The organism is Microbacterium sp. lyk4-40-TSB-66 (assembly GCF_030209475.1).
Taxonomy (GTDB): Bacteria; Actinomycetota; Actinomycetes; order Actinomycetales; family Microbacteriaceae; genus Microbacterium.
Genome location: NZ_JARVRW010000003.1, coordinates 128,826 through 147,234 on the forward strand (window position 1 = coordinate 128,826; position 18,409 = coordinate 147,234).

Annotated in this window: 18 protein-coding genes and 1 pseudogene; 6 read left to right on the forward strand and 13 right to left on the reverse strand. The window is 70.9% G+C overall.

Annotated features, from left to right (window positions below; all coding sequences use genetic code 11):
* The first annotated feature begins 158 nt into the window (after positions 1–158).
* Positions 159–1,619, forward strand: coding sequence for a helix-turn-helix transcriptional regulator (locus QRO03_RS05730; RefSeq protein ID WP_285136564.1), 1,461 nt, complete (start codon positions 159–161; stop codon positions 1,617–1,619).
* A complete protein-coding gene (locus QRO03_RS05735) occupies positions 1,616–3,076 on the forward strand; it encodes a helix-turn-helix transcriptional regulator (protein ID WP_285136565.1) in 1,461 nt (486 codons plus the stop codon). The genes QRO03_RS05730 and QRO03_RS05735 overlap by 4 nt, the downstream gene beginning before the upstream one ends.
* Before the next feature lie 76 nt (positions 3,077–3,152).
* On the opposite strand, the gene rpsN is transcribed toward QRO03_RS05735, so the two are convergent.
* The 11 genes from rpsN to QRO03_RS05790 form a co-directional block, all read right to left on the reverse strand.
* Positions 3,153–3,458 (reverse strand): 30S ribosomal protein S14, encoded by a 306-nt coding sequence (rpsN, locus tag QRO03_RS05740; protein WP_013584776.1) that lies wholly within the window; start codon positions 3,456–3,458, stop codon positions 3,153–3,155.
* A 4-nt stretch (positions 3,459–3,462) separates the two neighbouring features.
* Positions 3,463–3,633, reverse strand: coding sequence for a 50S ribosomal protein L33 (gene rpmG / locus QRO03_RS05745; protein WP_013584775.1), 171 nt, complete (start codon positions 3,631–3,633; stop codon positions 3,463–3,465).
* Positions 3,633–3,869 (reverse strand): 50S ribosomal protein L28, encoded by a 237-nt coding sequence (rpmB, locus tag QRO03_RS05750; RefSeq protein ID WP_055832508.1) that lies wholly within the window; start codon positions 3,867–3,869, stop codon positions 3,633–3,635. Before rpmB ends, rpmG begins: the two co-directional genes overlap by 1 nt.
* A gap of 483 nt (positions 3,870–4,352) precedes the next feature.
* On the reverse strand, positions 4,353–5,045 hold the full coding sequence (locus tag QRO03_RS05755; RefSeq protein ID WP_285136566.1) for a DNA-3-methyladenine glycosylase: 693 nt from the start codon (positions 5,043–5,045) through the stop codon (positions 4,353–4,355).
* Complete coding sequence (locus QRO03_RS05760) at positions 5,024–6,430, reverse strand: hypothetical protein (protein WP_285136567.1); 1,407 nt, start codon at positions 6,428–6,430, stop codon at positions 5,024–5,026. Before QRO03_RS05760 ends, QRO03_RS05755 begins: the two co-directional genes overlap by 22 nt.
* A complete protein-coding gene (locus QRO03_RS05765) occupies positions 6,420–7,277 on the reverse strand; it encodes a TIGR03943 family putative permease subunit (RefSeq protein ID WP_285136568.1) in 858 nt (285 codons plus the stop codon). The genes QRO03_RS05760 and QRO03_RS05765 overlap by 11 nt, the downstream gene beginning before the upstream one ends.
* On the reverse strand, positions 7,270–8,298 hold the full coding sequence (locus tag QRO03_RS05770; RefSeq protein WP_285136569.1) for a permease: 1,029 nt from the start codon (positions 8,296–8,298) through the stop codon (positions 7,270–7,272). Before QRO03_RS05770 ends, QRO03_RS05765 begins: the two co-directional genes overlap by 8 nt.
* A complete protein-coding gene (locus tag QRO03_RS05775; protein ID WP_285136570.1) occupies positions 8,285–8,698 on the reverse strand; it encodes a Fur family transcriptional regulator in 414 nt (137 codons plus the stop codon). The genes QRO03_RS05770 and QRO03_RS05775 overlap by 14 nt, the downstream gene beginning before the upstream one ends.
* Before the next feature lie 99 nt (positions 8,699–8,797).
* A complete protein-coding gene (locus tag QRO03_RS05780) occupies positions 8,798–9,658 on the reverse strand; it encodes a metal ABC transporter permease (protein ID WP_285136571.1) in 861 nt (286 codons plus the stop codon).
* Positions 9,655–10,470 carry a metal ABC transporter ATP-binding protein gene (locus QRO03_RS05785; RefSeq protein ID WP_285136572.1) on the reverse strand — a complete coding sequence of 272 codons (816 nt, stop codon included), beginning with the start codon at positions 10,468–10,470 and terminating at the stop codon, positions 9,655–9,657. The genes QRO03_RS05780 and QRO03_RS05785 overlap by 4 nt, the downstream gene beginning before the upstream one ends.
* Positions 10,467–11,516 carry a metal ABC transporter solute-binding protein, Zn/Mn family gene (locus tag QRO03_RS05790; protein ID WP_285136573.1) on the reverse strand — a complete coding sequence of 350 codons (1,050 nt, stop codon included), beginning with the start codon at positions 11,514–11,516 and terminating at the stop codon, positions 10,467–10,469. Before QRO03_RS05790 ends, QRO03_RS05785 begins: the two co-directional genes overlap by 4 nt.
* Positions 11,517–11,754: 238 nt before the next feature.
* On the opposite strand from QRO03_RS05790, the gene QRO03_RS05795 reads away from it, so the two are divergent.
* From QRO03_RS05795 to QRO03_RS16375, 3 genes and pseudogenes are all read left to right on the forward strand, one after another.
* The gene (locus QRO03_RS05795) at positions 11,755–13,269 is read left to right on the forward strand and encodes a CoA-acylating methylmalonate-semialdehyde dehydrogenase (protein WP_285136574.1); all 1,515 of its coding nucleotides are present in this window, start codon (positions 11,755–11,757) and stop codon (positions 13,267–13,269) included.
* Between the two features lie 271 nt (positions 13,270–13,540).
* Positions 13,541–13,975: pseudogene (locus tag QRO03_RS16370) on the forward strand (DUF1016 N-terminal domain-containing protein); the annotation flags it as partial.
* Entirely contained in the window at positions 13,949–14,440 is a 492-nt protein-coding gene (locus QRO03_RS16375) for a PDDEXK nuclease domain-containing protein (protein WP_350224126.1), read from the forward strand. The pseudogene QRO03_RS16370 and the gene QRO03_RS16375, both read left to right, overlap by 27 nt.
* Before the next feature lie 108 nt (positions 14,441–14,548).
* Here QRO03_RS16375 and QRO03_RS05805 read toward each other — a convergent pair whose 3' ends face one another.
* A complete protein-coding gene (locus tag QRO03_RS05805; protein WP_285136575.1) occupies positions 14,549–16,063 on the reverse strand; it encodes a PucR family transcriptional regulator in 1,515 nt (504 codons plus the stop codon).
* Positions 16,064–16,147: 84 nt separating this feature from the next.
* Here QRO03_RS05805 and QRO03_RS05810 point away from each other — a divergent pair, with 84 nt between their 5' ends.
* Entirely contained in the window at positions 16,148–17,473 is a 1,326-nt protein-coding gene (locus tag QRO03_RS05810) for an aspartate aminotransferase family protein (RefSeq protein ID WP_285136576.1), read from the forward strand.
* 310 nt (positions 17,474–17,783) lie between these two features.
* Here QRO03_RS05810 and QRO03_RS05815 read toward each other — a convergent pair whose 3' ends face one another.
* Entirely contained in the window at positions 17,784–18,218 is a 435-nt protein-coding gene (locus tag QRO03_RS05815; protein WP_285136577.1) for a DoxX family protein, read from the reverse strand.
* Positions 18,219–18,409: the final 191 nt, after the last annotated feature.

Consider the following 18,409-nt stretch of genomic DNA (forward strand, 5'->3'; position numbering starts at 1 on the left):
CCCCACGGGCGATTCTTTCCGGCCGCCTCCCCACCCCGGAGCCTGAGGACTCGGCTCCGTATCATGCGCGTCTCACGGCCGCCGTATGATGACCCGCACCGTCTCGGCCCGATTCCTGTCGCGTGGTGATCCGCGACCCACAGGATGCTGGAGGTGCAATGCCCGGAACACGGACCTCGAACGAGGTCCCTGCGACGCTGAGCGATACCGCGATCGCCGTGGCCTCCCACCTGTCGCCCGGACACGGAGCCCCCAGCGCCCGGCACATCACCCTCCTCGCCGAGTCCGAGCCCGTGACACCGCCGTCGCTGTGGACCGACACCTCCGCCCTCACCCTCGCCGCCCAGTTCGCCGCGCGCGCTCGGCACGACTCCCTCTCCCTCGGCATCGGTCTGATCACGCGCTACTTCGACGGCGTCCGACTGCTCCGCCCCGCCTCTCTGTCGTCGCGCGTGCGCTCCCAGCTGTACGCCAGCGTCGGCGAGTACTGCTGCGCCCTGGGGTGGACCCCCGTCGCTGCGCGTTTCGCCGCGGAGGCCCTCCTGTTCGCCGACACCGGGGCGCTGCGGTATCGAGCGATCTCGATCAGCGCCTTCGCTCAGGCGATGAACGGCGAGTTCCGCGCCGCAGCCGATCAGGCCGCCCGTGCGCACGAGATCTTCGACGCCGAGGGCTGGCCGGCCACCGAGATCGCCCGCGCCCACTGCAAGGCCGAGATCGTGGTCGCGTCCTCGCGAGCCGATGCGGCGAAGCTGCGCGAGATGAGTGCTCGCATGACGGCCGCGCAGCCCGACGACCCGTTCTGGATCTTCACCGCGCGCTTCGCCGACGTGCTGGCACGGCTGTACTCCCGCGACTTCTCCGGCGCCCTCGCCGGCAGTTCCGAGCTGTTGTACGGCAGCCTCCGGCACAGCAGCCCCCGCCCCGACCGCCTGTTCCTGGTGAGCGTCCGCTCCGACATGCTGGTCGCCCGCGGAGAGTACGACGAGGCGTTCGCCTTCCTCGCGCCGTTCGAGAGCCCGGAAGGACACGGGATCTGCTTCGCGTCGCAGCGCGCGACCAGCCTGATCCACCTCGGCCGCGAACGACAGGCCATCGCCGACACCGATGCGTGCGCCGCCGACGAGTCCGCGCACAGCCTCCGCACGCTGGTGCCCCTGCTCGCCCGCCGCGCCGTGGCATTCCAGCGGTTGGGGAGCGTCCGCCGGGCGGAGCAGAGCATGGAGTCAGTGATCCTGCTCCTCGAACGGGCGGGCGCGTCGGGGTTGCCCTTCCTGATGCTCCCCGACGCCGAGGTCCGCGGTCTCATCGACATCGTGTCGGCGCATCGGCCGGAGCTGCGAGCGACCGCCGGGGAGATCCGGCGTCTGCTCGGCCGCGTCACCGCCCCGACAGGCGTCACTCCCCCGCCGCTCTCCACCGGCGGGTTGACCCCGACCGAACGAACGCTCGCCGCGATGCTCGTCACCCCGCTCACCCTCGCCGACATCGCCCGCGAGCGGGGCGTGTCGCTCAACACCGTGAAGAGTCAGCTGCGCTCGATCTACGTCAAAGTGGGCGCCGCCGGACGCGCCGAGGCCGTCGAGCTCCTCACCCGCCCCACCTCGGACCATCGGTGACGGATCACGCGAACCCCGCCGACATGCGCTCCGCCCTCCGTGCGGCGGCCATCGCGACCGCGGCCCGCCTCGCACCCGGGCACGGCGTCCCGCTGGCCCGCCATCTCGCCCTGCTGTCCGAGACCGAACCGCCCCCGGCGCCGCGCGTGTGGACCGACGCCGATGCCGTCGTTCTGTCGGCGTACTTCGCGGCGCGCGCTCGACGGGACGCCCTCGCCGACGGCGCCGAACTGCTCGATCGCTACTTCGACAACGTCCGTCTCGCCCGCCCCGCCACGATGTCGTCGGGCGCCCGTTCGCAGCTGTACGCGAGCGTGGGCGAATACAGCAACGCCATCGGCTGGCCGCAGATGGGCGCCCGGTACGGCACCGAGGCCCTTCTGTTCGCCGACACGGCCGGACTGCGATACCGGGCCCTGTCGGTCGCCGCTCTGGGTCACGCGTTGAACGGCGAGTACCCCTCGGCGGAAGCGGAACTCCGCGACGCCCGCGATCTTTTCGTCGCGAACGCATGGCCGGTCACCGAGACGGCCTACGTCGAACTGCTCGCGCGGGCACTCGTCGCCTCGGCGCGACTCGATGTCGACGCCCTGCTCGAGACGGCGCGACGCATGTCCGAGGCGCAACCCGACGATCCGTACGCGAGTTACTCGTCGCGGGCGATCGAGGTGATGGCGATGATGTTCCGTGGAGACCACGGGGTGACCCGGGCTGCGAGCCGGCAGCTGCTGACCGGCGGCGACCACCACAGCAGTCACCGGATGATCCGGTATTTCGTGGTGGGCGCGCTGTCGGAGGTCATGGTCGCGCAGGGTGACAGTGAAGAGGCGCTGGCCGTGCTCTCTCCGTACGAGAGCCCCGAGGGGCACGGCATCTGCTTCGCCATGCAACGATCGGCCGCACTCCTGCGTCTCGGACGGGAACGCGAACTGCTCGTGGCCACGGAAGCCTGCGTCGCCTCCGAGACGGACCACTGCCTCCGATCGCTCACCCCGCTGCTGGTACGCCGCGCACTGGCGCTGAACCGCATCGGCCACCCTCGGCGTGCCCGCGACGCCATGGCGGCCGCGCTTCTGCTCATCGCGAGGACGGGCCTGTCGGCGACCCCGTTCCTCATGCTTCCGCTGGGAGAGACGCGCGACCTCGTGGACGCTGCGACCGCGGATCATCCCGAACTCGCCCCCACCCTGACGGCGTTCCAGTCGGCCGTCGCCCGGGTCGCCCTGCCCGACTCACCCCACCGGGCGCCGGCGCCGGCCGTGCGATTCACCCCGACCGAGCGCACCCTGCTGGAACTGCTAACGACGCCGCTCAGCCTCGCCGAGATCGCCGAGGAACGGGGCGTCTCCCGCAACACGATCAAGAGCCAGGTGCGCTCCATCTGTTTGAAGCTGGGCGTGCGCGGGCGTGCGGAGGCGATCGCGCTGCTCGCCGAGATCGATGCGCGGGAGCGCTGACGGGCGGGATCGACGGAAACGACGAGAGGCGGGGGTTCCTTTCGGAACCCCCGCCTCTCGTGCGGGTGTCTGGTGCTTACCAGCTCGACTTGGTCACACCGGGCAGCTCGCCACGGTGGGCCATGTCACGGAAGCGGACGCGCGAGACGCCGAACTTCGTGAGGACGCCACGGGGGCGGCCGTCGATGACGTCGCGGCTCCGGACACGGGCGGGCGAGGCGTTGCGGGGGAGCTTCTGCAGCCCCACGCGGGCGGCCTCGCGGGCCTCGTCGGTCGCGGTCGGGTCGACCAGGGTCTTCTTCAGCTCGGCGCGCTTCGCGGCGTAGCGCTCGACGACGACCTTGCGCTGCTCGTTGCGCGCGATCTTGCTCTTCTTAGCCATGTGCTTAGCGCTCCTCTCGGAAGTCGACGTGCTTGCGGACCACGGGGTCGTACTTCTTCAGCACGATGCGGTCGGGGTTGTTGCGGCGGTTCTTGCGCGTCACGTAGGTGTACCCCGTGCCCGCGGTCGAACGCAGCTTGATGATCGGACGTACGTCCTGAGCCTTCTTCGCCATTACAGCTTCACGCCCTTCGCCTGCAGGTCACGGACGACGGACTCGATGCCGCGAGCGTCGATGACCTTGATGCCCTTCGCCGAAACGTTGAGCTTGATGTTGCGACCCAGCGACGGAACGAAGTAGGTCTTCTTCTGCACGTTCGGGTCGAAGCGGCGCTTCGTCCGGCGGTGCGAGTGCGAGATGTTGTGACCGAAGCCGGGAACCGCTCCAGTCACCTGGCACACTGCTGCCATGGTGATGTCTCCTTCTGTACCGTGACACCGGACGGTGCCACCCAAGATCCCTTGTCTGCACCCCGTCTGAGCACGGCGAAAGGCCACGATCAGGAGATGGGATGCGAACTGCGTGCTGGAGTGCGCGCAGACAAGGGGTCAGTCTAGCACGGCGTGTCGCCTTGACCCGGTCAGGTCATCGCGACCGAGGTCCCCGAGCCTGTCGAAGGGACCGGACCCCCGCCCCACCGGCCTCGTCCCACTCTTTGCGGACCATGTCCCATTTCGTGCGACGTCGAGGGGCACCCGCCCACACTTTTCGGGACATACACGCCACTCGCTGCGGACCATGTCCCCCCTCGTGCGACTCAGGGGCATCCATCCGCACCTTGTGGGACATGGATGCCGCGGCAGCATCGCCGAGTGACAACTTCGCGCTGCGCCCACACGCACTTTTCGGGACCTGCACGAAGCCCTGGCGGCACCGCCAGCGGATCACCCCGCTCAGCGCCCCGCCGCCTCCGCCGCGCCGCGGCCCCAGCGGAACGTCGAGACCGTGGCATCCCCCTCGATCCAGAACCGCCACGGGAAGGCTTCCGTCCCGGCGACGCCCGCGACGCCGACCCGGGGCCCCGTCGCGATCGGGCCGACCGGCTCCGACGGCAGCCACAGGCGCGCCGTCGCCCCCGCCCGCTCGGAGCCCGTCACCGCGTCGATCCCGTCGTGCACCGGATGCCGCAGTCCCACCGCGTCGCCGAAGCGCCCCGGCCCGCGCGCGAGGTCGCGCTCCGCCCGCACGGCACCGCGCCGCTCGAGTCGTCGCCGCTCGGCGATGTCGACGCCCTCGACGATCTCGCCACCTCGCAGCAGCACACCGCCGGCGACCCCTTCGGGGCCGCAGACGACGTTGACGCAGGAGTGGATGCCGTGACTGAGGTACACGTAGAGATGACCCGGTTCACCCCACATCGTGGCGTTGCGCGCGGTCGGTCCCATCCGCGCGTGCGAGCCGGGATCGGGTCGATCGCCCGTGCCGCGCCCGTGATACGCCTCGACCTCCGTCAGCCGCGCGACCACGCGGTCGCCGCCCACGACGGTCTCCAACAGCGCACCCAACAGCCGTGGCGCGACCTCCACGGGCAGCGCCGAGAGGTCGTCGCGCGTCGCCGGACGCGTCACTGCGGGGGTACCTGGCACCACGACAGGTCGAAGCCCTGGAGGGCGACGACCTCCTGGCCGGTGTCGACCTCCACGAGGTGGGTGAGCAGACGCTCGGGAAGGGGCAGCTGGTAGCGGTCGAAGGGGTTGTCGACGGCTCGCGGGGCGATGAGCACCGCGGCGTACCGGCCGCTGGGCGAGACGCACGTCTGCAGCACCGTGTCGGAGCCGGGGACCTCGAGCATCGGCCGCACCGCACCGCCGGTGTCGATGTGCGCCACGGTGGTCGAGCGCGAGACCCCGTCGGCGCTGATGTCGGCGAACGAGCGGATCGTGCCGGCATCCGTTCCGGGAACCGGGGTGGCACGCCCGGCGAGGCCCGGCGGATCGACGGGTTGCACGAGGGGTCTCTCCGACCCGTCGGTCAGGTCGACCTCGCGGATCCCCTCGAGCCGCTCGACGATCGCGACCGACGAGCCGCGGGCGATGCCGTCGATCGACACCGCGCTGCCGAGCGGTGCCGCGTTCCCGCCCTCGGCATCGGTGAGCAGCAGGCGCGAGTCGAACGTGAGCACGAGCATGCTGTCGGTGTCGGGCACGAAACGGTAGTCGGCGATGCGGGCGTCGCCGCCGTTCAAGCCCACGTCGGTGGGGGGTGCGTCATCGGCGGCCGACATCGTGAACAGGCGGCTCTCGCGTCCTCCCGCCGCACCCAGGTCGGCATCCGAGAAGGTGAATCCGATGCGTTCTCCGCGGTCGGCCGACTGCAGGTTGCTCACGAAACCGGGCCCGGGGAGCGCGACGTCACGCGCGTTCTGCCCGTCGGCGTCGGTGACGATCACCCGGGCGGTGTCGCCGTCGCGCACCGAGATGACGAGGTGGTTCGCGGTGGCGCGGAAGTCTTCGATGTGCGGGTGCACGAAGACCGGCAACCCGGCCTCGCCCTGCAGGTCGGTGCGGAAGATCGTGTCGCCCTCGGGCGTACCGCGCTGCATCAGATACGCCTGCAGCGGCGGCGTGCGGAAGGTCTCGGTGAGCGTCGACGAGGGCCCGGCGCCCAGGCCGCTCACGCCGTCGACCGTGATGCGGTAGTCGGTGTCGTCGCGCAGCGGCAGGGTGAAGCGCACGCCGACGCTCCGCCCCGCGGTGTCGACGGTGAACGGCGTCGCCGGCTCCACCGACACCTGCGACGCGTCCACGGTCTCGAGCGACTGCGTGGTCGTCAGGATCACGCGGGACCCGGATGCCGCGACCGCGGCCGCGGGGTCGACCTGCACGTCGGTGACGCGGGGTCCCTGCGCCACCGCGACGACCCCGCCGATCCCGCCGACGACCACGAGGCCGACGAGGACGGCGGCGAAGGCGACCGCGAACCCGCGTCCGCGCCGCGCGCGGGACCGCGACCGGCGGGACTCAGTACTCATAGGGATCCGCCGGTTCGTCGATGGATGCCACCTGCTCGGCCTGCACCTCGAGCGTGCCGTCGCCGCTGGAGCGCACCGTGCCGGTCACGGTCACCCACTGTCCCGTCGCGGGGGCGTCGACCGACGCGGTGATCGGCAGCCGCGCGGTCTGGGCGTCGATGACGCAGTGCGTGATGACGAGGCGCGTGAGGTCGAAGGTGGCGCCGTCGCCGCCCGGGGTGATGAATCCGGTCAGGGTGACGGGCTTGCCGTCGAACGTCTCGGGGTTGGTCGCGTGCGCGAACACCGCCGACCAGTCGCCGATGCCGAACTGCGCGGTGTCGCCGGAAGCCGCGAGCGTGATGACGTCGGAGCCCGCGAACAACGGCGGCGCCCCCACGTCGCGCGAGACGGCGAGTTCGGTCGACAGCGACGCCGCGGGCGTCAGCAGCACCGCGATCACGGCGCCCGAGGCGAGCACCCCGCCGGTGAAGGCCGCGATACCCCCGGGGGTCAGGCGCGGACGCGCGGCGAGCTGCTCGTGGGCGGTGTGGTCGTGGTCGTCGAACGGATCGGCGTGCTCGTGATCGGCGTGCGCGAACGCCTCACGGCGGGCGGATGCCGCGGCGGGGGCGTGCCCGTGCTCGTGATCGTGTCCGTGGTCGGCCTCGGCGCCCAACGGCAGCGCGAACGAAGCGACCGCCCCGACGAGGGCGACGACCGACATGCCGACGGCGAACCACGCCGAGTCGGGGTTGATGTACAGCGACATGCGGCCCGTGATCCACAGCGTGATCGTCGTGATCGACAGGCACGTGGTCAGTCCCACGCCGAGCCAGCGCGTGGCGAGGGCTTGCGTCCTAGACAAGGAGGTTCACCACCGTTCCGAGCGCGAAGGCGAACAGCACCACGACCACCGTCATCCCGGCGAGCACCCGCGTGGTGAACGTCGTGCGCAGCAGCGCCATCATCTTCAGGTCGATGATGGGTCCGACCACCAGGAAGGCGACGATCGAACCGGGCGTGAACGTCGAGGCGAACGACAGCGCGAAGAAGGCGTCGACGTTCGAGCAGAGCGACACGACGATCGCCAGCAGCATCATGGCCGCGATCGAGAGCGCCGGATCCGAGCCGATCGCCAGCAGCGCGCTCCGCGGGATGAGCACCTGCACCGCTCCCGCCAGCAGCGATCCGATGATGAGCGCGGGCATCACCGAACGCAGTTCCACGACGAACTGGGCGAGGGTGCGTCGGCCGCGGTTCCCGCGCTCCTGCACGACGATCTCGCAGGTGGCGAGGAAGCGCTCGGTGATGAGCTTGTCGGGATCGGGATGCCGGCTGTACAGCCACCCGATGAGGTTGGCGACGAGGTAGCCGCCGATCAGGCGCGCCACCAGGATGCCGTCGCTGAAGCCGAACGCCGCGTGGGTGGAGATGATGACGATCGGGTTCACGATGGGCGCCGCGACGAGGAAGGTCAGGGTGTCGGACACCCCGAAGCCGCGCATGAGCAGTCCGCGGGCGAAGGGCACGTTCCCGCACTCGCAGACGGGGATGAACATGCCCAGCAGCGACAGCACCGCCCGGCGCGCCCACGGCGCGCGCGGCATCCATCTCTCGATCGCCCCCGGCGGCACCCAGACCTGCACGATGATCGACAGCACCACGCCGAGCACCACGAACGGCAGCGACTCGATGAGCACGCTGAGGGCGAGGGTCAGACCGTCCTGGGCGCGGGTGGGCAGGGGCTGCGCGAAGAACGTGGGCGCGAACGCGTCGACCAGGAACAACGCGGTGACCACGACGACACCCAGGCCGAGCGCGACGAGGGTGCGGGAGGCGCCGGTGCGCGGGGGCGACGGCGCCGCGGTGCGACTACTCGTCGCCACGCTCGCGAGCCCGGGCGCGGGCGCAATCGGTGCAGATGCCGAAGATGTCGACGACGTGCTCGGCCTCACTGAAGCCGTGCTGGGCGGCGGTGCGCTGCGCCCACTCCTCGACGTCGGTCGCGGCGATCTCGACCGCCTTGCCGCACGAGCGGCAGATCAGATGATGGTGGTGTCCCCGCGTCTCGCAGGCGCGGAAGAGGTTCTCACCCTCGGGGCTCTGCAGCGAGTCGGCGTCGCCCTTGGCCGCGAGGCCGGCGAGCGTGCGGTAGACGGTGGCCAGACCGATGCCCGTGTTCTCGTCGCGCAGGGTCGCGTGCAACGCCTGTGCGCTGACGAAGCCGCCGGCTCCCGACAGGGCTTCGCGCACGCGCTCGCGCTGCCACGTGTTGCGCTGGACCATGCCGCCGAGTCTAGCGAGGCGATCGGTGAAACGGCTGGGCGCGGGAGATGTCGCGGGGGCGAGGGCGGGCCCGTACGCGCGGTGCGCGGGAGCCCGGGCTCAGAGCGCGCGGGTGGTGCGCTCGCGCCGCGCGCCGACCACCCGGCACACCAGGTAGATCGCGAACGAGATGGTCGTGATGTACGGGCTGACCGGCAGCGTTCCGGCCACCGCGAGCAGCACGCCCCCCACCGCCGAGACGAAGCCGAACAGCGCGGCCAGCAGCGGAACCGACAGCGGTCCGGATGCCACGCGCATCGCGGCCGCGGCCGGGGTGACGAGCAGCGCCATCACGAGGAGCGCTCCGATGATGTGCACGGCCACCGCGACGATCAGCCCGAGCAGCAGCATGAACGCCAGCGACACCGCGGTCGTGGGGACCCCGCGGGCGGCGGCGGACTGCGGGTCGAGAGAGTCGAAGCGCAGCGGACGCCAGATGAGCAGGAGGGCCGCGAGCACCGCGACGCCGATCACGACGAGCCAGCCGAGCTGCTCGCTCTGCACCGACACGATCTGGCCGGTCAGCAGGCTGAAACGAGTGGCGCTGCGGCCGTTGTAGAGCGAGAGGCACAGGATGCCGACGCCCAGACCGAACGGCATGAGCACGCCGATGATGGAGTTGCGGTCCCGCGCCCGTGCGCCGAGCACCCCGATGAGGGCCGCGGCGATGAGCGAGCCGACGATCGACCCCGACACGACGTCGACGCCGATGAGCAGTGCCACCGCGGCGCCCGCGAACGACAGCTCGCTGATGCCGTGCACGGCGAAAGCCATGTCGCGCTGCATCACGAAGACGCCGATCAGTCCGCCGACGAGGCCGAGCACGGCTCCGGCGTAGACGGAGTTCTGGACCAGTTCGAGGATGGCGCCGTACTGGCTCACCCCTCCGAAGAGCGCGTCGCCGACGTCGGACCAGTTCATGCGTGATCCTCGTCGTGGTGATGGTGGTGGGCCTCATCGGCATCCGGCGCTCCGACGACGATGAGCTGGCCGCCGGCACGCACGACGTAGACGGGGGCGCCGTAGAGGGCGCTGAGGGTCTCGGTGGTCAGCACCTCGTCGGGGGTGCCGAGGGTGAAGCGACCGTGGGCGATGTAGAGGATACGGTCGACGCGCGAAAGCACCGGGTTGATGTCGTGCGTGACGAGCAGCACCGCGGCGGCCCGCTCGCGGCGGTGCCGATCGATCAGGCGCACGACGGCCTGCTGGTTGGCGAGGTCGAGGCTGGTCAGCGGCTCGTCGCACAGCAGCAGGGCGGGGTCGTCGGCGAGGGCCTGGCCCACGCGCAGACGCTGTTGCTCGCCGCCCGAGAGGAGGCCGACCGGCCGGTCGCCGAACTCGGTGGCGCCCACCGCCGCGAGAAGATCGTCGATGCGCGCGCGGTCCTTCTTGCGCGACAGCGGTAGTCCGAGGCGGTGCCCGTCGACGCCGAGGCCGACGATGTCGCGTCCGCGCAGCGGAGTCTCTCGGGGCAGGGGGCGCTGCTGGGGGATGTAACCGATGCGGCGGTTGCCGGCGCGACGGACGGGGGTGCCGAGCGCCTCGATGGAGCCCGCGCTCAGGCGTTCGAGGCCGAGGATGGCGCGCAGCAGGGTCGTCTTCCCCGACCCGCTGGGCCCGAGCACCGCGACGAGCTCGCCGGGCGCGACCTCGAGGTCGAGCCCGGCCCACAGCTCGCGGCCGCCCCGCTCGAGGGCGGCGCCGCGCACGCGCAGCGGTGAGGCCGCGTTCACGCCAGCGCGTCGGACAGCGCCGTGATGTTGCTCTGCATCCACGAGATGTAAGTCTGACCCTCGGGGAGCGTTTCGGTGAACTCGATCACCGGGATGTTCTTCGCCTTCGCCGCGTCTTCGACCTGCGTGGTCTCGGCGCCGCCGGTCTGCGGGTTGACGATCATCAGCGCGATGTCACCGGACTCGATCAGCTGCAGTGACTCGAGCAGGGTCGCCGGAGGCACGTCCTGGCCCTCTTCGACCGCCTCGCTGAACTCGTCGGGGGTGGCGTTGTCGAGTCCCGCCGCGGCGGTCAGGTACACCGGCACCGGCTCGGTCACGAACACCTTGGCGCCGGCGTCCTTCGCCTCGATCTGGCCGAGGGAGTCCTCGAGGCCGGCGATCTCGCCCACGAAGGCGTCGGCGTTGGCCGTGAAGTCGGCCGCGTGGTCGGGGGCGATCTCGCCCAGGTGCTCGGCGATGTCTGCGGCGAGGTCTTCCATGGTGTGAGGGTCGTACCAGACGTGCTCGTTGAAGCCCTCGATGTGGCCGTGCCCGTCGCCCTCTGCGTGGGTCTCGCCCTCGGCGTGGTCGTGGTCGTCGCCCTCGGCCTGCGCGTCGGCGCGCTCGGTGGGGGCTGCGCTCGCCTCGTCGGCGTGCGCCTCGTCGTGCGAGGCGGCCCCGGGGTAGTCGTGGTTGAAATCGACGGCCGTGATGACGGGGGCGGTGGTGCCGCTGGCCTCGACGAGCGACTCCATGAACGCGTCGTACCCGCCGCCGTTCTCGATGACGAGGCCCGCGTTCTTCAGCGTGAGCTGGTCTTGCGCGCTCGCCTCGTACTCGTGCGGGTCCTGCGACGACGACGTGATGATCGACTGCACTTCGACGAAGTCGCCGCCGATGGCCTGGGCGATCGAGCCGTACACGTCGGTGGATGCCACGACCGTGACCTTGTCGCCCGCGGCGGCGCCCGAGCTGGTGGCGGTGGGGGCGCCACCGGCGCAACCGGCGAGCGCGAGAACGGAGGCGGCCCCGATGACGACGGGGGCGAGGAGGCGACGGGTCATGCGTCCACGGTATCGCCGTTGATAATCGTTCTCAAACTCAACGCGTCTCGCACAAGAAGCTCCCAGGGATCGGCTCCCGCCCCCGGCGGCCTGCCGGCTCGGCATCCGCGGCGTCATAGCTGGGCTGCCGTCGCGCGGCATCCGCGTTCCACCCGCATGCCGATCTGTCCCGTCGAGACCCACGGCGTCGCCGCTTTGTCAGCGGCGAGATCCCGGGATCGGACGTTTACTGGGAGCCATGACCGACAACGACCTCCCCGTCATCGCGCACTGGTTCGACGGCGCCGCCGCGCCCTCGACGTCGGGCCGCACCGCCCCCGTCTACAACCCCGCCACCGGCGCCGTGCAGGCGCACGTGGCGCTGGCCGACGAGGCGGAGGTCGACGCGGCCATCGCCTCCGCCGAGCGCGGGTTCGCGGCGTGGAGCCAGTACTCGATCGCGAAGCGGCAGGGGGTGCTGTTCGCGTTCCGTGAGCTGCTGAACGCCCGCAAGGGGGAGCTGGCCGAGATCCTCACGTCGGAGCACGGGAAGGTGCGATCGGATGCCATGGGCGAGATCGCCCGCGGCCAGGAGGTCGTGGAACTCGCCACCGGGTTCCCCCACCTCATCAAGGGCGCCTACAGCGAGAACGCCTCGAACGGCGTCGACGTCTACTCGTTGAAGCAGCCGCTCGGGGTGGTCGGTGTGATCAGCCCGTTCAACTTCCCCGCGATGGTGCCGATGTGGTTCTTCCCCATCGCCCTCGCCGCCGGCAACGCGGTGGTGCTCAAGCCCAGCGAGAAGGACCCCTCGGCCTCGCTCTGGCTCGCGCAGCTGTGGAAGGAAGCGGGCCTTCCCGAGGGGGCGTTCACCGTGCTGCAGGGTGACAAGGTCGCCGTCGACGGCCTGTTGAACAGCCCCGTCGTGCAGTCGATCTCCTTCGTCGGCTCGACCCCCATCGCGCAGTACATCTACGAGACGGCCGCGAAGAACGGCAAGCGTGTGCAGGCTCTGGGCGGGGCGAAGAACCACATGCTGGTGTTGCCGGATGCCGACCTCGACCTCGTCGCCGACTCCGCCGTCAACGCCGGCTTCGGCGCCGCGGGCGAACGGTGCATGGCGATCAGCGTCGTCCTGGCGGTCGAGCCCGTCGCCGACGAGCTCATCGCGAAGGTCACCGACCGCATCCGGAAGCTGCGCATCGGCAACGGCGCCGCCACCGACGAGCCCGACATGGGGCCGCTGATCAGCGGACAGCATCGCGACAAGGTCTCTTCCTACGTCGACATCGCCGAGACCGACGGCGCGAAGGTCGTCGTCGACGGTCGCGGCTACACCGTCGACGGACACGAGGACGGCTTCTTCTTCGGCCCCACGCTCCTGGACGCCGTGCCCACGTCATCCCGCGCGTACACCGAGGAGATCTTCGGACCGGTGCTCTCCGTCGTGCGCGTGGCCTCGTACGACGAGGGTCTCGCGCTGATCAACAGCGGCGAGTTCGGGAACGGCACCGCCATCTTCACCAACGACGGAGGAGCCGCCCGCCGCTTCCAGAACGAGGTGCAGGTCGGCATGATCGGCATCAACGTGCCCATCCCCGTCCCCGTGGCGTACCACTCGTTCGGCGGCTGGAAGAAGAGCCTCTTCGGCGACGCCAAAGCGTACGGCGTGCACGGCTTCGACTTCTTCACCCGCGAGAAGGCCGTGACCAGCCGCTGGCTCGACCCCGCCACCCACGGCGGCATCAACCTCGGCTTCCCCCAGAACAGCTGACGCCGCCCGCGGGGTCTCCTCGCGTCAGTGGCCAGGACGCGTCGCTTCCGGTGGCCCGGTTGCGACGCAACTAGGCGACTCACCCCCGGGGGAGCGGGCGGAAGCCCTAGCCCGCGCTGCGCCTGGCCAGGACCCACTGCAGCACGAGCTGGTTGTTCGCACCTGAAAAGGGACCCAGCATCGGGTGATTTCCGTCGCACTGATTCCAACATCCGTACCGCGTCGTCTCTCTTGCCGTTCTCCGGCGAGAGAGGCTGAGCGAATGACCGAGATGGAACCGGCAGAGTACGCGTCGACTCTCGAGGATCTGAAGAAGCACGTCCACGGGGCCCGGCTCCGTGCCCAGCGCACGACGAACAACGAACTTCTCCAGCTCTGGTGGACCATCGGCCGCACTATCCTCACCCGCCAAGCGGAGCAGGGCTGGGGTGCCAAGATCCTCACCCGGCTGGCCGAAGACCTGCGCGCAGAGTTTCCGACCATGAAGGGGTTCTCACGGGCGAACCTCTTCTAGATGCGCCGCTTCGCTGAGGCGTGGCCGGACCCGACCGCGATAGTCCAACGCCCCGTTGGACTATAGCCCTGGGGACACGTCGTCGAACTGCTCGACAAGCTCGACGACGCTGAGCAGCGGGACTGGTACGCCAGGAAGGACGTACACCACGGGTGGAGCCGCGCCGTGCTCGCTCACCAGATCACCACCCGACTTCATGAGCGAGACGCAGCAGCCCCCAGCAACTTCGCCGCCACGCTGAAAGAACTCGACTCCGATCAGGCTCAGGAACTGACCAAGGACCCCTACGCCTTGCAGTTCCTCGCCGTCGACGGCGACGTCTCCGAACGAGAACACGTCGAGCAGCTGCGCTACGTCGTCATCGAACTCAAGACCACGACCTTCGACCCTCGTGATACCGGCCAGCTCGGCTTCTACGTCGCCGTCGTCGACGACCGGCTCCGCATCCCCGACAAACACCAGGCGACGGTGGGCATCCTCCTCGTCGCCGGGAAGAACGACACCGTCGTGCGCTATGCACTCGCCTCGGCGAAGCAGCCCGTCGCGGTGAGGAGGTACGAACTCACCGATGAAATGCAGAAGGCCCTGCCCGACGAGACGGCGATTGCTCGTGCCTTCGCCGACGAGCTCGATCGCTCTCCCCGCGACACCCCGTGAGCACTCGCGTCACCGGCGGCAGAGCGTCGGCAGCGTCAGATCATGCGCACACACAACGCACCACCTGAGCTTCGAGCGACGCGCACTGATCTCCCGCGAGTCGAGCACTCACGAGCGATCGTCGGTGAACTCCAGCGCCGCCCACAGCTCGGCGCGCGCGGCGAAGGTCGACAGGTCGAGCCGGAGCAGACCCTCGAGCTGGGTGAGTCGCGCCCTCAACGTGTGGCGATGGATGCCGAGCGCTCGCGCTGCCGGGTCCCAAGCGCCGTTGGCATCCAGCCACACCTTCGCCGACTCCCGCAGGCGCTGCCGCTCCGCGGGGGGCAGGCCGTCGAGCGGCTCGAGGAGCGACTGGGCGAGCTCTTCGCCGCCGTGCTCGCGGAGCGCCCCGACCAGCCCGCGTCGCGCGAGGTCCTCGTAAGCGCGCACGGTTCCGGCTCGGGCCTCGCGCGCCGCCTGTTCCGCCCGCCGGAAAGCGAGGGGGAGGTCATCGCCCGCGCCGTGACGGGCCGTCCCCGCGGCGAGACCGCGCCGCTCGGCGAGCGCGACCAGGGCATCGCCCGCGCCGGCGGCCACCAGCACGACCACGTCGGCGCCGAGTTCGGCCGAGAACAGACGTTGCGGGTCGCTCGAGACGAGGTCGAGTTCGTCGAGCAGTCCGGGCGTCGCGCGCGCGCCGCGCAGGACGCCGACGAGGTAGGGCTCGGTGGGGAGTCCTCCCACCGCCGAATCCGCCACCCGGCGAGCGGCGTCGGCATGACCGTCGAGCAGCATCTCCACCACGCCCGCGCGCACGCCCCGGAGCGCCGTCTGCACCCCCCGCTGCTGCTCGAGGGCGATGCTCGCAAGGGCGACGACGGTGGCGACGAGCTCTTTGCCGGCGGGGTCGAGGGGCTCCGCTCCCCCGACGGCCAGCACGCCGCGCAGCCGCGAACTCTGCCCGATGGTCTGCAGCAGCGCGTGGCCGGCCGAGGGCACGACGAGGCTCGCGGCGGTGCGCCGTTCGAGCAGGCGGCGGACGTCGCGGCCGACCTCGGCCTCGACTCCGCGGGGCGCCGAGCGCAGCCCCGGCAGCGACAGGCGCCCCCCGACCGCGTCGTAGAGCTCGACCCAGGCGCCGAGCAGGTGCGAGAGGGTCTGCAGGATCTCGCGCAGTCCGTCATCGCGCACGGCCGCCCGCGCCACCGCCCTTTGCGCGTCGAGCAGCCACGACAGGCGCGCGGCCCGGTCGGCCGCGATGATGTCGGCCACGAAGCGGATGATGCGGATGAACGGCGCGCGGTCCGCGATCTCGACGATGGGCAGGTCGACGGCCTCCCCCGCCCGCACCACCGCGAGGGGCACGTGGTCGTGGATGATGTCGGTCGCGAACCCGATGCCGACGACGCCGTGCGCGCGCAGACGCCGGCAGTAGTCGGTGGCCTCGGCGGCATCCGGTTCGGGGGAGAACTGCGCCCCGTTGGTGAGCAGCAGGTTGCCGGGCTCGAGCCACGGGGTCGGGTCCATGAGGTCGGAGCTGTGCACCCAGGACACCGGCCGGTCGAGGACCCCGTCGTCGAGCTCCGTCAGGACGCGCAGCGGGAAGGACTCGTCGCCGAGGAGGACGCGGAGGGTGGCGGGCATGACTGGCCAAACTGTCGATCGTCTCCCGAGATTACCGACAGATCCGCGCTCCCCGCTCGTCGAGCCCAGCCGCACACTGGGGGAATGCCCTCTCCCCTGATGACCTCCCGAAACGCCGACATCAGCGAGCGCGACCGCACCAGTGTCTTCCACTCGTGGTCGGCGCAGGGCACGCTCGCCCCGCTCCCCCTGGCCGGGGGCTCGGGCGTAGAGGTGTGGGATGCCGACGGCCGTCGCTACCTCGACTTCTCGAGCATGCTGGTCAACGTCAACATCGGCCACCAGCACCCCCGCGTCGTCGCGGCGATCCAGGAGCAGGCGGCGCAGCTGACCACCGTCGCGCCCGCGCACGCGCACGAGATGCGCGCCCACGCGGCCGAGCTCGTGCTCGAGCGCGCCCCCGAGGGCTTCTCGAAGGTGTTCTTCACCAACGGTGGTGCGGATGCCAACGAGAACGCCATCCGCATGGCGCGCCTGACCACCGGCCGCGACAAGATCGTGTCGCACTACCGCTCGTACCACGGCAACACCGGTGCGGCGATCGTCGCCACCGGCGATTGGCGACGCATGCCGAACGAGTACTCCCGCGGTCACGTCCATGTCTTCGGGCCGTATCTCTACCGCTCCGAGTTCTGGGCCGAGACGCCTGAGCAGGAGTGCGAGCGGGCGCTCCGCCACCTCGAGCGCACCGTGCAGGCCGAGGGACCCGACACCATCGCGGCGTTCCTCTTCGAGACCATCCCCGGCACCGCCGGCATCCTCGTACCCCCGCCCGGCTACCTCGCCGGGGTGCGCGAGATCGCCGACCGCTACGGCATCCTGCTCATCCTCGACGAGGTCATGGCGGGCTTCGCGCGCGCCGGGGAGTGGTTCGCGTTCGACGCCTTCGACGTGCGCCCCGACCTCATCACCTTCGCCAAGGGCGTGAACTCCGGCTATGTGCCCGTCGGCGGAGTGGTGATCTCGGATGCCGTGGCCTCGGTGTTCGATGACCGCGTCTTCCCCGGAGGACTGACGTACTCGGGCCACCCGCTCGCCGCCGCGTCGATCGTCGCCGCGCAGGAGGCGATGGCCGACGAGGGCGTGATCGAGAACGCGCGGCGCATCGGCGACGAGGTCATCGGCCCGCGCCTGCGCACCCTGGCCGAGGAGTCGCCGCTGGTGGGCGAGGTCCGCGGCCGCGGAGTGTTCTGGGCCGTCGAGCTCGTCGCCGACCCGACGACCCGCGAGCCGGTGGCCACGGCCCGCGTCGGCGCGATCAAGGCCGCGATGCTCGACCGGGGCGTGCTCGGCTTCGTGGCGGAGAACCGCGTGCACGTCGTTCCGCCCGCCGTGATCGGCGACGCCGACGCGCACCGCGGTCTCGACGTGCTCGTCGAGGTGCTGCAGGCCGAGGCCGCGCGCAGCTGAGTCCGGCGCGGGCCTGACGCAGCGCGGCGCTCATCCCCGTCGAGTGTCCAGGAAACGCCGTCGCGCGAGCGCGCACGCGGCGCGTCTTGGACGCTCGATGTGACGGCGGTTGCGCGGCCTCCCGCGCGTCGCACGCCGTCGCGGAGGATCACGCGGGTCGCGCGACGCCGCGTGCGGCCCCAACCCCACGCTGAGTGTCCAGAACACCCGGACGGACTTCGCGACGGTCCGGGTGTTGTGGACATTCGAGCAGGTGGGGCGCCGCGCCGCACGGGTCAGGCGGCGACCGCGGCGCCGGGCGACGCGGGGATCAGCGTCCGACCGCGGGTCGTCGGCCGCTGCCTCGCCGCCGCGTTCGCCAGGCCTTCCACGCTCCGGTCGACCACAGCGCCCAGATCACCAGCAGCGGCTGGAAGAGCAGACGGATGCCGCGAGCGAGGTCGGTGTCGAGGCCGAAGGCGTCGGTGCCCCGGACGAACTGCTCGATGTTGCCGGGGAAGATCGCGACGAAGAAGGCCGCGACGATCCAGCCGACCGCGACGCGCCGGCGCCCGAGGACGAGGAGGGCGAGTCCCAGGGCTATCTCGACGACCCCGGATGCCACGACCGTGACGTCGACCGGAAGCGGAAGCCACGACGGCACCTGAGCGACGAACGCGTCGCGGGCGAACGTCAGATGCGCGGTGCCGGTGAAGACCAGAGCGGCGCCGAGCAGCCAGCGGGCGAAGGTGCGGGGGAGGCTCATCCTCCGAGGGTAGGTCGGTATGTGCGGGCAGGGCCTCGAGGGCCGGACCATCGACACTCACTCCGAGACCGTGCGCGCCGCACCTCGAGCGTCCGGAACCCCCGGACCAATTCGACGATGGTCCGGGTGTTCTGGACACTCGGCGAGGGGTGCGTGCGGGGGGCGCGGCGCATGGCCGTCGCTCCACCCCC